The following is a 13,370-nucleotide window of genomic DNA, read 5'->3' as shown; positions in this document are numbered from 1 at the left end:
TTCTCGGCCTCCCGGGCACAGCGGGCGTTGCGGCGCGTCTACCCCTGGAGCGGGCCCCCATGCGCGGCAAGCCCGTCAGAAGTTGATCGTCGAAACGATGTACACGATGGGGTGAGTCATATCGCTGAGGTCGACGGTGATGTCGTGGTCCGGTTTGTCGCCGTGCTGCGTCGTCGTCACTCCGGCCAGGGGACGGCCCGCCGGGAAGCTCCAGCCGGGCACTTTCGCCTGCCCGGGCGTGATGGTGACGTTGCCCGGCTTCAGCGCGGAGCGGCTGGTGCCCACCTGCGCGAGGAAGGTGTCGAGGCCGCCCGCGGTGGGCGTGAACTGGACGTAGAGAACACTGGTGTTCCAGGTGTTCGTCTCCATGAAGGCGATCTTGCGCGTCCAGGCCAGCGGGATCGGTACCTGGTAGATCCGGCGCTGCGCCCGGGTGGGCCAGTCCCACGTCAGGTGCTTGGGGGCGGCCGACGCCTCCTTGTCCTGGCCGCTGTTGCGGCTCTGCTCGGCGGCGACGATCACGTAGCCGACGGGTACCAGGACGAGCAGCGGGACGATGGTCCACTGCACCCAGCGGGGTACCGCGCGCAGCGGCCTGGTGTGCGGGCGGTCGACGCTCATTTGCCCGCCGCCCGGCCGAAGCGCTCATAGCGCTCCACACGGCGCCGGTTGGCGCGGCGGAACCGCCGGGCGACCAGCCGGGCGAGGTCGGCGGCGCCGACCAGCCCGGCCTCGTTGCCCAGCTCGGCCTGCACGATGCGGGCCTCCGGGCGGTAGCCGCGCCCGGTGAGATTGCGGCGGAAGGCGTCCCTGGCGGGCCCGATGAGCAGGTCGTCCGCGGCGCTGACGCCGCCGCCGATGACGAAGCAGGAGGGATCGAGCGCGGCGGCGAGGTTGGCGATGCCGACACCCAGCCACTGGCCGATGTCCTGGAGCAGCTCGACGCACATGGCGTCGCCCTCCCGGGCCAGCTGCGTGATCAGCGGCCCGGTGATGTCGCCGATGTTGCCGCCGACCCGCTCGATGATCCCGTAGGCGACGGGCGACTCGGCGGCGGCCATCTCGCGGGCCTCGCGGACCAGCGCGTTGCCCGAGCTGTACTGCTCCCAGCAGCCGCGGTTGCCGCAGGGGCAGCGGTGGCCGCCGGGGACGACCTGCATGTGCCCGAACTCGCCGGCCACCCCGTAGCGGCCGCGCTTGACGTGGCCCTCCTCCAGGATGGCGCCGCCGATGCCGGTACCGAGCGTGATCATGACGAGGTCGTCCTGGCCGCGGCCGGCGCCGAAGCGCCATTCGGCCCACGCCGCGGTGTTCGCGTCGTTGTCGACCATGACCGGCACCAGCAGCCGCTCCTCCAGCCGGTCGCGCAGCGGTTCGTCACGCCAGGACAGGTGCGGCGCGAAGAGCACCCGCGAGCGCTCGGCGTCGACCCAGCCGGCGGCGCCGATGCCGACCGCGTGCACGTCGTGCCGCTCCGACAGGTCCAGGACCAGCTCGACGATGGTGTCCTCGACGACCTTGGGGCTCTTGCTCCGGTCGGGCGTCTCGGTACGGAGCTGCTCCAGGATGTTGCCGTCCGGGTCCACGACGCCGGCCGCCACCTTGGTGCCGCCGATGTCGATGCCGACCGTCGGCACCCTCGGCGCCGTCAGGTGGGAGCGCCGCTCCCGGCGGCCGACGGTCTGCAGGACCGTCGCCCGAGCGGCGCCCCTGCGCTGGAATGCTGATCGGTCGCTGCGTGACGCTGCTGGCAAGGGTCGTCTCCGGATCGGTGGCTGTCGTGCCGATTGTGCCGCACCGAGGAGGTACCCCGCACAGCGCGGGCGGGGTCAGCCTTCGCGGGCGAGCTCGTGGCTGAGCTGCTCCAGTTCACTGCCGCCCGCCATCTGGCGGGTCAGTTCTTCCAGCGTGATGCCCGACTTGGGGTAGCTGCCGGCCATCGCGCCGCGCTTCAGCAGGATGAACCGGTCGCCGACCAGGAACGCGTGGTGCGGGTTGTGGGTGATCAGGACCACACCGAGCCCGGCGTCACGCGCGGCGGCGACGTACTTGAGGACGACGCCGGACTGCTTGACGCCGAGCGCCGCCGTCGGCTCGTCGAGGACGAGGACCTTGGCCCCGAAGTAGACGGCGCGGGCGATGGCGACGCACTGCCGTTCACCGCCGGACAGGGTGCCGATCGGCTGGTCCACGTCGCGCAGGTCGATGCCCATCCGCAGCAGCTCGCCACGGGTGGTCTCGCGCATGGTGCGCACGTCGAGCCGGCGGAGCGGGCCGCGGCCCTTGGTGGGCTCGGAGCCGAGGAAGAAGTTGCGCCACACCGGCATCAGGGGCACCACCGCGAGGTCCTGGTAGACGGTCGCGATGCCGTGGTCGAGGGCTTCGCGGGGCGAGGTGTGCCGCACCGGCTCGCCGTCGACCTCGTAGGTGCCCGCGTCGTGCTGGTGCAACCCCGAAATGATCTTGATGAGGGTGGACTTGCCCGCGCCGTTGTCCCCGAGGACACAGGTGATCTCGCCGGGGTGCACCTCGAGGGAGACCTCTTCCAGGGCCTTGATGTTGCCGTAGTACTTGCTCACGTCGGTGAGCTTCACCAGCGCGCTCATGCGGTCGCCTCCGCCCGCTTGCGGACCCATGCGTTCAGCAGCGTGGCCAGCAGCAGCATGGCCCCGAGGAAGAACTTGAACCAGTCCGGATTCCACTGGGCGTACACGATGCCCTTGCTCGTCATGCCGAAGATGAACGCGCCGACCGCCGAGCCGATCGCCGACCCGTAGCCGCCGGTCATCAGGCAGCCGCCGATGACGGCCGCGATGATGTAGAGGAACTCGTTGCCGACACCCTCGCCCGACTGCACCACGTCGAACGAGAACAGCAGGTGCTGGCCGGAGATCCAGGCGCAGAACGCGACCGCCATGTACAGGCCGATCTTGGTGCGGGCCACCGGGACCCCGACCGCGCGGGCGGCGTCCGCGCCGCCGCCGACGGCGAAGATCCAGTTCCCGGCCCGGGTGCGCAGTAGCAACCAGGTGGCGACGGCGACCAGGGCCGCCCACCACAGGATGGTGACCTTCAGATCGATGTCACCGATGGTCAGGTGCGAGGCGAAGAGCACCCGTGCCGACGCGAAGCCCTCCATGTCGGCGATGGACTTGGTGCTGACCGTGCCGCTGATGAGCTTGGTGAAGCCCAGGTTCAGTCCGGTGAGCATCAGGAAGGTGCCGAGCGTGATGATGAAGCTGGGCAGCTTGGTGCGGGTCAGCAGGAACCCGTTGAAGAAGCCGACGGCCAGGGTGACAGCCAGCGACACCGCGACGCCCACCCAGACGTTCGCCGTCATCTGGTAGCTGAACATCGAAGAGATCAGCGCGGAGCTGGTGACCATCACACCGGCGGACAGGTCGAACTCGCCGCCGATCATCAGCAGGGCGACCGGCACCGCCATGATGCCGATGGTCGAGGCGGCGTACAGCACGGTCCCGAAGCTGGACCACTGCAGGAACGAGTCGGCGGCGACCGAGAAGAAGACGAACACGGCGACCGCGCCGACGACCGAGCCCAGCTCGGGGCGGCCCAGCAGCCGGCGGGCCGGCGAGCGGTGCACCAGCCGGTCGTCCGGCGGCCCACCCGCCGGTTCCGGGCCGTCCTGGCCCGCGGACTTGTCCAGTGTGGTGGCCGGTGTCATCGCGTCCCCCGTTCGGTGTACTTCGCCAGCGCGGCGGCGTCCTTCTTCGTCAGGATCTGCGGACCGGTGAGCACCGGTTTCCCGCCGCCCAGGGCGTCGGCGTTGTAGCGGTAGAGCCAGAGCAGGTCCACGGCCTCGTACCCCTGCAGATACGGCTGCTGGTCGACGGCGAATCCGATCGTGCCGGCCGACAGCGCGGCGGCGACCTGTGCGTTGAGGTCGAAGGTGTCGACCTCGGCGGTGCTCGACGCCTGCTGCTTGGCCTGGACGGCGGTGGCGGCGAAGGGCGCGCCCAGGGTGACGACCGCGTCGATGGACTTGTCGGCCTGCAGCTTGGCCTGGATCGTGGACTGCACGTCGGGCATGTTGGTGCCGTCGACGTAGAGGTTGTCCATCGTCCCGGCGAAGGTCTCCTTCGCCCCGGCGCAGCGCTCCTCGTGGCCGACGTTGCCCTGCTCGTGCAGGACGCACAGCGCGTGCTTCTTCCCGCGCTTGTCCAGCTCGTCGCCGACGGCCTGGCCGGCGATCTTCTCGTCCTGGCCGATGTGGCTGAGCGCCCCGAAGGCCTTGGACTGGTCGGAGCCGGAGTTGATGGTGACGACGGGGATGCCGGCCTTGACCGCCTTGGCGACCACGTCCTTCATCGCGTCGGGCTTGGCGAGGGTGACCACCAGGCCGTCGACGTGCTGGTCGATGGCTGCCTGAACGAGCTGCGCCTGCTCGTTCGCCTGGTTGCTGCTGGAGTAGACGAACTTGATGTTGTCCTTGCGGGCGGCCTGCTTCGCACCGTTCTGGACGATGTCCCAGAAGGTGTCGCCGGCGCCCGAGTGGGTGACCATGGCCACCGTCCACTTGGGCGTGTCGACGCCCGATCCGCCGCCCGCGGACTGCGCGGCCCGTTCCTCCGCGCGCTTGCCGCCGGTGCTGCTGCAGCCCGCCAGCGAGGCCCCGAGCACCGCTGCCAGCAGTGCGCCGATCGCGCGTGTCCCCGTCTTAGCCATCGCCACGAAGCCTTGCCCTTCCCTGCGGATCCCGGTGCCGCCGGGGACTCGATGATCGGCCCCGGCGGCCCAAGTATCTGTCAAGGGGAACGTGGCCGCTGTCATCGGGTACCGCGCTGGGTGAACTTCTCCAGCTGCGGCACGTCCTTCTCCGTGACGAGCGCGGGGCCGGTCAGCACCGGACGGCCGCCGCCGATGACGTCGCCGTTGGTCTTGTGGAGCCACAGTTCGTCCACCGCGAGGTAGCCCTGCAGGTAGGGCTGCTGGTCGACGGCGAAGCCGACCTCCTTGCTCTTGAGCTGCTTGACCACGGCCGCGTTGAGGTCGAAGGTGTCGACCTCGACCTTGCCGCCGGTCGCCTTGACGGCCTGCACGGAGGTGGCGGCGAAGGGCGCGCCCAGGGTCAGGACGGCGTCGACGGACTTGTCGGCCTGGAGCTTGGAGGTGACGGTGGAGAGCACGTCGGGCATGTTGGTGCCGGTGACGTAGAGCTTCTGCATCGATCCCTTGAAGGTCTTCGCCGCGCCGTCGCAGCGCTGCTCCAGGGAGACGTTCCCCTGTTCGTGGATGACGCACAGCGCCTTCTTCAGGCCCCGCTTGGTCATCTCGTCGCCGACCGCCTCACCGGCCACCGCCTCGTCCTGGCCGATGTGGCCGAGCGCGCCGTAGGCGGCCGAGAACTGCGAGCCGGAGTTGATGCTGATGACGGGGATGCCGGCCTGGACGGCCTTGTTCAGCACCGCCTTGAGCGCGTCGGGCTTGGCCAGCGTCACGATGATCCCGTCGACCTTCTGGTCGATCGCGGTCTGGACGAGTTGGGCCTGCTCGTTCCCCTCCTTGTTGTTGGAGTAGAGGAACTTCACGTTGTCCTTCGCCGCGGCCTGCTTCGCGCCCTTCTGGACGATGTCCCAGAAGGTGTCGCCCTCGCCCGAATGGGTGACCATGGCGATGGTGAGCTGCGGGGTTCCGGCCCCGTTCACCGCGTCCGCGGTGTCCTTCTCCTCGGTCTTCTTCCCCCCGGAGCTGCTGCATCCGGCGGCGGCGAGCGATATCGCCAGGGCGAGTGCCGCCGCGGACAGAGCCGTGCGCCTGCGTGCCATCGTGGGTCCGCCTTCTCCTCCGGCCGCCCGGTTCCGGTCCGGTGAACGGCACTGGTGGTTTCTAACGGGGGTTGTGGTGCAGCGTCAAGACTTTGTACAGACATACTTACGTTCTCGAGCAGAACGAAGCGGCTCCGGCGCCGAGCGGCACCTGTCGTGAGCGGCCGGACCGACCCCGTTTGGTGCTCGCCGGATCCCTGGGAGATAACTACCTGATGGACGCATCACAGGCCGACGCCTACCTCTCGCGCATCGGGGCGGTACGCCCCGCCGTCACCGACGCCGCCGCGCTGCGCGAGCTGCAGCTGCGCCATCTGCTCGCCGTGCCGTTCGAGAACCTCTCGATCCACCTCGGCGAGGAGATCGGGCTCTCCGAGGAGGCGCTTCTCGCCAAGGTCGTCGGGGCCCGGCGCGGCGGCTTCTGTTACGAACTCAACGGTCTGTTCGGCGCCCTCCTGAAGCAACTCGGCTATCCGGTGAGCCTGCTGGCCGGCCGGGTCTTCGCCGAAGGCGGGGTACCGGGACCGCCCTTCGACCACCTGGCGCTGCGCGTAGAGGCGTCCGGCCCGTGGCTGGTGGACGTCGGCTTCGGCAGGTTCACCCACCACCCGCTGCGGCTGGACAGCCGCGAGGACCAGCCGGACCCCAGCGGCGGTGTCTTCCGCATCGTCGACGCGCCGGGCGGCGACCTCGACGTCCTCAAGGACGGCGAGCCCGAGTACCGGCTGGAGCAACGCCCGCGCGAGCTGGTCGACTTCGAGCCCACCTGCTGGTGGCAGAGCACCTCCCCCGCGTCCCACTTCACCCGTTCGCCGGTCTGCTCGCTGCTCACGCCGACCGGGCGGATCACCCTGAGCGGCGCCTCGTTCATCACCACCGGGAGCGGAGGGCGGCAGGAGCGGGACGTGCCGCGGGACGAACTGCTCACCGTCTACCGCGAATCCTTCGGCGTCGTCCTCGACCGGCTTCCCCAAGTGCCGGGGGAATCGCACTGACGGGCGGACGATCACACCTTCGCGGGACATCCGCCGGACGGATCACCCAGCGCACCGGCCCCGGCGCTCCCAGGCCCCTGACGAGTGCTCCGGGCGGCGCACTCGCCCCGCGGACGCGGCGGCCCCGCGGGCCCGACCGGCTCGCATACGATGACGCCGTCGAGCAGTGAGCGTCCGCGCTGCGACCTCCGTCACCGCTGGAACTGGATAGTGATGAATCCCGACAGGTTCGACCGCCTGGTGCAGATCCGCCGCCACATCCACGCGCACCCGGAAACGGCGCGCAAGGAGTTCGGCACCACCGCCTTCATCGCCGAGCAGCTCACCGCCGCGGGCCTCGCGCCGCGGATCTTCCCCGGCGGCACCGGCCTGTCCTGCGACATCGGTGACGGCCGCGGCCCGCTCGTGGCGCTGCGCGCCGACATCGACGCGCTGCCCGTCGCGGACGAGAAGGAGGTCCCCTACCGGTCGACCCGGCCCGGGACCTGTCACGCCTGCGGGCACGACGTGCACACCACCATCATGCTCGGGCTGGCGCTGGAGCTGGCCGAGGCGCCGGAGAAGATCGAGGGGCGGGTCCGGTTCGTCTTCCAGCCCGCCGAGGAGGCCGTACCCAGCGGCGCCCACGAGGCCATCGCGGCCGGGGTGCTCAAGGACGTGGCGGTCATCTACGCCCTGCACTGCGATCCCGCGGGCGAGGTGGGCCGGGTCGGGATCCGCACCGGTCCGATCACCTCCAGCCTGACCGCCTTCGACCTCCGGATCACCCAGCCGGCGGCGGGCGCCGAGCCGGGAGCGCATCCCGCGGACCTGGTGATGGTGATGGCCAAGCTCATCACCGACCTCCCGACCGCCCTGCAGAACGCCCTGCCGGCCGGGGCCGCCATGGTGGCCTCCGCGGTCTTCGGGGCCGTGAACAGCGAACCGGGGCCCGACGGCCGCCCCGCGCGCGTCACGTCCCTGGGGACGGTGCGGTCGCTGAGCCGCGAGGCATGGGCGGCGGTACCGGAACTTTTCGAACGGCTCGCCGCCGCGATCGTCTCCCCGTACGGAGTGACCTTCCACGCCGACTTCAACCAGGTGGCACCCGCGGTCACCAACCACCCGGACGCGATGCGGGTCTTCGACGCGGCCGTCACTTCGGCGCTCGCCCCCGGAGCCCGCTACGAGACCCCGCAGAGCCTCGGCGGCGAGGACTTCGCCTGGTACCTGGAGTCCGTCCCGGGCGGCCTGGCCCGGCTGGGGGTCCGGCCCCGTGGCCGGGCGACCGCGTACGACCTGCACAGCGGACGGTTCGACGTCGACGAGGAGTGCATCGCCGTCGGCGTGGACCTGATGCGCGAGACCCTGCGGCTGGCGCTCGTCGAGTACAGCGCGCTGAGCCGCTGAGGCCGGCGGCGCCGGTCAGACGCCCCAGGCGCGGCGCTGCGCCGCGAACGCCTCGTGGAACTCGGGGAAGGTCTTCTTGACGCATCCCGGGTCGTCGAACGTGACGCCCGGGGTGCGCAGCCCGGCGACGGCGAAGCTCATGGCGATGCGGTGGTCGCCGCGGCAGGCGATCTCGGTGGCGACGGGCGCGCCGGGGTGGATCTCGATCCAGTCGCGTCCGGTCTCGACCCTGATGCCCTGGCGGCGGAGGTTCTCCGCGCACGCGTCCAGCCGGTCGCACTCCTTGACCCGGGTGTTGTAGACGTCCTCGATCCGCACCGGGCCGTCGGCGAAGGGCGCGATGGCGGCGAGGGTCGGCATGGTGTCGGAGATGTCGCGCATGTTGACGGTGAGGCCGGACAGCCGCCCGGTGCCGGTGACCGTGGTGGCGTCCGCGCCGATCTCCACCCGCGCGCCCATCCGCCGCAGGACCTCGACGAAGCGCAGATCGCCCTGGAGCGCGTCCGCGCCCAGACCGGGCACCGTCGCGGAGACGCCGGTCAGCGCGGCGGCGGCGAAGAAGTAGCTCGCGGTCGACGCGTCGGGCTCGATGTCGTAGTCGGTGGCGCGGTAGCCGCCGGGCGGGACGGTGAGCGTGTCGCCCTCCCGCAGCACCTCGACGCCGAAGCTGCGCATCATCGCCAAGGTGATCTCGACGTAGGGCGCGGAGACCAGCCCTGTGACCCGGATCCGCAGGCCCTCGCCCGTGAGCGGGGCGACGAGCAGCATCGCGGTGAGGAACTGGGACGAAAGGCTCGCGTCGAGTTCGAGCTCGCCGCCCTTGATACCGCGCGCGGTGACCGTGAGCGGCAGGTGGCCCTCGGCCTCCTCGTGCCGCAGGTCGACCCCGAGCCGCCGCAGGGCGTCGGTGAGCGGGGCGACCGGGCGGCGGCGCATCTGGGCGGAGGCGTCGAAGCGGTACGTACCGTGGCCCGCGGCGGCGAGCGCGGGCAGGAATCGGGCGGCGGTGGCCGCGTCACGGCAGTACACGTCCGCCTGCCCGACGGCGGGGCCGGCCGGGCGGCCCTCGATCCGCCAGCGGTCCGGCTCGCGTTCGACCGCGTAGCCCAGCTTCACCAGCCCCTCGGCGAACCCGTCCGTGTCGTCGGAGAGCAGCGGCCGCCGGAGCGTGGTGGTGCCGTCCGCGGCGGCGGCGAGGAACAGCGCTCGGGCGGTGACCGACTTCGAACCCGGCACGGCGACAACGGACACTTCAGGGCCTCCCGATACGACTCGGACGCGCGTCAGCGGCGCTGCTGATGCCTTGATCGGGACCGATTCTAAAGGGTGTTGCGGAGCGCCGTTCGCCCGTCAGGGCGGGGTCCGCGGCGTCTGGTGCGGGCGATCGCAAGGCGGAGGAGGGAGTCCAGGGGGTGGGGGCACCTCCCAGCGGTAGCCGGCGGCCGTCGGCGACCGACGACAACGCGCTCTCCCCCAGCTACCGCTGGGAGGGGCCCCCAGTTGTCGGGCCCGCCCCGGTACGTCCAGTACAGGGGCGACCCTCCGCCGTGCGATCGCACGCACCAGACGCCCCGCGCCCCGCCCTCCGGGCGGACGCCGGTATGTGTCAGACACGACCTAGAACCGCACGGGCAGCCGGTGCACGCCGCGGATCAGCATGCCGGGGCGCCAGGTCAAGGTGGCAGGGTCCACGTCGAGCGCCAGGTCCGGGCAGCGGTCCAGCAGGGTGCGGACGGCGATGCGGCCCTCGATGCGGGCCAGCGGGGCGCCGAGGCAGTAGTGGATTCCGTGGCCGAACGCGAGATGGCCCTGGGTGGAGCGGTGGATGTCGAACGTGTGCGGCTGCTCGAAGCGCGCCGGGTCCCGGTCCGCGGAGGCCAGCGCCAACAGGACCGGCTGGGCGGCCGGTATGACGGTGCCGCCCATGTCGACGGGCTCGGTGGTGAACCGCCAGGTGGACGTCTCCACGGGCCCGTCGTAGCGCAGCATCTCCTCGACGGCGCCGTCCAGCAGCGTCGGGTCGGCGCGCACTTCCGCGAGCTGGGCGGGGTGCCGGAGCAGTGCCAGCACGCCGTTGGAGATCAGGTTGACGGTCGTCTCGTGCCCGGCGACCAGGAGCAGGAAGGCCATCCCGACGAGTTCCTCGGCCGACAGCTGGTCGCCGTCCTCGTGCCGGGCGCGGATCAGCGCGCTCATCAGGTCGTCGGCGGGGGCGCTGCACCGTTTGTCCTCGATGAGGTCCACCAGGTAGGCGCCCATGGCCTCGACCGCGGCGTTCTCCGCCTCGGCGCCGGACTGCCCCACGATCACGTTGGACCAGTGCCGGAACGCCTGGCGGTCCAGCGACGGGACGCCGAGCAGCTCGCAGATGACGGTCATCGGGAGCGGGAAGGCGAGCGCGTCCACGAGGTCGGCGCGGCCCGGTGGCAGCATCGCGTCCAGCAACTCGTCGGTGATCTGCTGGATCCGGGGCCGCAGCGCCTCGACGCGGCGGCCGGTGAACTCTTTGGCGACCAGTTTGCGGAGCCGGGTGTGCTGCGGCGGGTCCGCCTCCAGCATATTGGCGCTGATGGCGCCCGGCTCCGCGAGCGGGTCCAGGGTGCGCCAGCTCTTGCTGAACCGCGCGTCGGCGAGCGCCGAGCGCACCGCCTCATGGCCGACGACGAGCCACAGCTCGCCGTTGTCGGCGGTGCGGACCCGGTGGACCGGGCCCTGCTCGCGCAACTTGGCGTAGATCGGGTACGGATCGGCGGTGAACTCCTCGCCGTAGGCGGTCAGATCGACGATCTCGGACATACCCAGAACCTCCCCCTGGCGGGCCGGTTTGCCGTGCTTCGCACCGTAACCGCCCGCAGGTGGAGCGCGCCTCCCCCTCACGGAGGAGCCGAGGGGCGAGCAGATCAGCGGGCGTCCGCCAGGCGGGCGAGCAGTTCGGTCACGCGCTTGGCGACGGTGTCCCGGTCGCCTTCGGTGAGCTCCGCTCCCATGCCGCAGGCGACGGCGCCCGCGGCGATCCAGTCCGGCGCCGTGTCGATCGTGATGCCGCCGGCGGGCAGCAGGGCTGCCTGCGGCAGGGCGGCGCCGACGTCCGTGATCCAGCCGGGGGCGTAGCCGGAGGCGGGGAAGAGCTTGAGCGCGTCGGCGCCGAGTTCCATGCCGCGGACCATCTCGGTGGGCGTCGCCACGCCGGGGAAGACCGGGACGCCGTAGCGGTGGCCGGTCCGTACGACGCCCGCGTCCAGGCTGGGCGAGGAGAGGAAGCGGGCTCCGGCGTCGACGGCCATCCGGGCGGAGGTGGCGTCCAGGACGGCGCCCGCGCCGATGATCGCGTCCTCCCCGACCTCGCGGACGAGGGTGGTCACCGCTTCGAGGGCGAAGGGCGTGGTGAGCGAGATCTCCAGTGTGGTCAGCCCGGCGGAGAGCAACGTGTCGGCCACCGCGGCGGCCTGGTCGTAGCTCTCGCTGCGGACGATGGCGAAAACCCGCTGGGCCAGCGCGGCCCGGGTGATCTCCCAGCGGTACACGGCGGTCGCCGTCCTTCCTCGGTGCTGTGGAACGGGGCGAGACATCGTCTGCCGAAACGCTATCGGGTCCCTCCGACATCGAGGCACGCGGTTCGCGCCGACGTGTCCGGTCCGTAACACGCGAAAGCGCGGGGCGTGCGCCGGAGGGAATTCCGGCGCACGCCCCGCACAGTCGGGTCGGAAGACGGTGGACAGGTGGTCGGGGCCGACGGTCGGCACCGGCCCCTCGGACGCTCAGCAGCCGAAGTCGACCAGATTGAACGACGCGTAGTGGTCGGCGGTGTAGTAGTCCTCGTCGACCGCCTGGCCGGTGATGATCCGGCGGGCGCCGCGGGTCGGCGAGCCGGGGGTGACGACGGTGTACTCGTGGTAGTAGCCGCTGGTGTGACCGGGCAGCAGGTGTTCCTGGTTCCGGAACACGACGCCGTCCTGCGAGTACGGGAACGGGCCGCCCGCGTCGATGAGGTCGAGGGTGTGGTGGGCCTGCGACGGCAGCGCCGAGTAGCAGATGCCGCCGACCGCGTTGACCGTCGCCGCGTTGATCGTCGCCGGATGGATCGCCACCGCGGCGGACGAGCCGGCGGAGGTGGTCGTGGAGGCCGGGGCGACGGTGGCGGGAGAGGCGGCGACCGCCGGTCCGCCGACGAGGAGGGTGCCCGCGAGGACGGCGAGCGCGCCGATACGAGTGAGACGTGGGGTTCTCATGGGAACCACCATGACGCGCGTAGACCGGGGCCCGTCAATCCCAACAACACACTGTTCTCCAGGAGTTAACCGGCCGCCGCCGCGCCCCGGGCGCCCCGTGCCGGTCCCGTCCGGTCAGCCCGAGTGGGTGGAGAACAGCCCGCCCGTCGGGCCCTGCTTGTCGGCGCCCTGGGCCTTCTTCAGCGCGTTCGCCAGGCCCTCGATCGTCATCGACTGCAGGATGACGCGGCCGTTGCCCTCCAACGTGGCCAGCGACAGCCCCTCGCCGCCGAAGACCGCGTTCATCAGCCCCTGCCGGTCGAGGCCGCCGATCCGCTGCACGCCATACTCGATGCCTTCCTCGAAGGCCACGATGCAACCGGTGTCGACCTCGATGCGGCCGCCGAAGTCCGCCGGGTTCAGGTCGATGAAGTTGCCCGCGCCCGCGATGATCACTGTGCCCTGGCCGGTGAACTTCTCCAGGATGAAGCCCTCGCCGCCGCTGCGGCCGGCCCGTCCGCCCTGGAAGGCGATGCCGAAGTGGACGGTCGACTCGGCGGCCACGAAGGCGTCCTTCTCGGCGAACCAGGCCCGCGTCCCGTCCAGCTCCAGGGCCCGCATCTCACCCGGCAGCACACCGGCGAAGCCGACGGTGCCCTCGCCGCCGGTCGCGGAGAAGTACTGGAAGGCGAGGCTCTCGCCCGCGAGCGCCCGCTGTCCCGCCTGCATGGCGGTGCCCATGGCCTGCCGCAGCATGCCGCTCATGCCCCCGGCCGCGCCGCCGCCGGGCTGGACGCCCCCTTGCCCGGACAGCCGGGTCTCCATCGTGACGTTCGACGTCTTGAACAGGAACTTCCCCGCCTCGCAGTACACCGTCTGACCTGGCTGAAGGGTGCACACGGCCATCTGCATGGCAGTGCCGACGATCTGCTGCTGCAGGGTCACGGCGGGACTCCTTGACGGGGCGAGGTGCGACGGGGCGGGCGCGGCCG

Annotated in this window: 13 protein-coding genes; 2 read left to right on the top strand and 11 right to left on the bottom strand. The window is 71.3% G+C overall.

Features of this window, described 5'->3' with window-relative positions:
* Positions 1 to 75: 75 nt before the first annotated feature.
* From M2266_RS28130 to M2266_RS28105, 6 genes are all read right to left on the bottom strand, one after another.
* Complete coding sequence (locus M2266_RS28130; protein WP_277440702.1) at positions 76 to 621, bottom strand: hypothetical protein; 546 nt, start codon at positions 619 to 621, stop codon at positions 76 to 78.
* Positions 618 to 1,754, bottom strand: a complete 1,137-nt coding sequence (locus M2266_RS28125; RefSeq protein WP_277440701.1) for an ROK family glucokinase — start codon at positions 1,752 to 1,754, stop codon at positions 618 to 620. Before M2266_RS28125 ends, M2266_RS28130 begins: the two co-directional genes overlap by 4 nt.
* A 75-nt stretch (positions 1,755 to 1,829) precedes the next feature.
* Positions 1,830 to 2,606 (bottom strand): ATP-binding cassette domain-containing protein, encoded by a 777-nt coding sequence (locus M2266_RS28120; protein ID WP_277440700.1) that lies wholly within the window; start codon positions 2,604 to 2,606, stop codon positions 1,830 to 1,832.
* Entirely contained in the window at positions 2,603 to 3,685 is a 1,083-nt protein-coding gene (locus M2266_RS28115; RefSeq protein WP_277440699.1) for an ABC transporter permease, read from the bottom strand. The genes M2266_RS28120 and M2266_RS28115 overlap by 4 nt, the downstream gene beginning before the upstream one ends.
* On the bottom strand, positions 3,682 to 4,686 hold the full coding sequence (locus M2266_RS28110) for a sugar ABC transporter substrate-binding protein (protein WP_277440698.1): 1,005 nt from the start codon (positions 4,684 to 4,686) through the stop codon (positions 3,682 to 3,684). Before M2266_RS28110 ends, M2266_RS28115 begins: the two co-directional genes overlap by 4 nt.
* Positions 4,687 to 4,787: 101 nt before the next feature.
* Positions 4,788 to 5,786, bottom strand: coding sequence for a sugar ABC transporter substrate-binding protein (locus tag M2266_RS28105; RefSeq protein WP_277440697.1), 999 nt, complete (start codon positions 5,784 to 5,786; stop codon positions 4,788 to 4,790).
* 215 nt (positions 5,787 to 6,001) lie between these two features.
* Here M2266_RS28105 and M2266_RS28100 point away from each other — a divergent pair, with 215 nt between their 5' ends.
* Both M2266_RS28100 and M2266_RS28095 read left to right on the top strand, forming a co-directional pair.
* Positions 6,002 to 6,781 carry an arylamine N-acetyltransferase gene (locus M2266_RS28100; protein WP_277440696.1) on the top strand — a complete coding sequence of 260 codons (780 nt, stop codon included), beginning with the start codon at positions 6,002 to 6,004 and terminating at the stop codon, positions 6,779 to 6,781.
* Positions 6,782 to 6,994: 213 nt separating this feature from the next.
* Entirely contained in the window at positions 6,995 to 8,170 is a 1,176-nt protein-coding gene (locus M2266_RS28095; protein WP_277440695.1) for an amidohydrolase, read from the top strand.
* 15 nt (positions 8,171 to 8,185) lie between these two features.
* Here the strand turns inward: M2266_RS28095 and aroA are convergent, their stop codons facing one another.
* From aroA to M2266_RS28070, 5 genes are all read right to left on the bottom strand, one after another.
* Positions 8,186 to 9,421 (bottom strand): 3-phosphoshikimate 1-carboxyvinyltransferase, encoded by a 1,236-nt coding sequence (gene aroA / locus M2266_RS28090; protein WP_277440694.1) that lies wholly within the window; start codon positions 9,419 to 9,421, stop codon positions 8,186 to 8,188.
* A 366-nt stretch (positions 9,422 to 9,787) separates the two neighbouring features.
* Entirely contained in the window at positions 9,788 to 10,966 is a 1,179-nt protein-coding gene (locus tag M2266_RS28085) for a cytochrome P450 (protein WP_277440693.1), read from the bottom strand.
* A gap of 104 nt (positions 10,967 to 11,070) precedes the next feature.
* Positions 11,071 to 11,694 (bottom strand): 2-dehydro-3-deoxyphosphogluconate aldolase, encoded by a 624-nt coding sequence (locus tag M2266_RS28080; RefSeq protein ID WP_277440692.1) that lies wholly within the window; start codon positions 11,692 to 11,694, stop codon positions 11,071 to 11,073.
* 234 nt (positions 11,695 to 11,928) lie between these two features.
* Positions 11,929 to 12,411 (bottom strand): ribonuclease domain-containing protein, encoded by a 483-nt coding sequence (locus M2266_RS28075; RefSeq protein ID WP_277440691.1) that lies wholly within the window; start codon positions 12,409 to 12,411, stop codon positions 11,929 to 11,931.
* Between the two features lie 102 nt (positions 12,412 to 12,513).
* A complete protein-coding gene (locus tag M2266_RS28070) occupies positions 12,514 to 13,323 on the bottom strand; it encodes an AIM24 family protein (protein ID WP_277440690.1) in 810 nt (269 codons plus the stop codon).
* Positions 13,324 to 13,370: the final 47 nt, after the last annotated feature.

This window comes from Streptomyces sp. SPB162, assembly GCF_029504575.1.
Taxonomy (GTDB): domain Bacteria; phylum Actinomycetota; class Actinomycetes; order Streptomycetales; family Streptomycetaceae; genus Actinacidiphila.
Note: the sequence above shows the minus strand (reverse complement) of the source record. Positions and strands in the feature narration are given on the sequence as shown.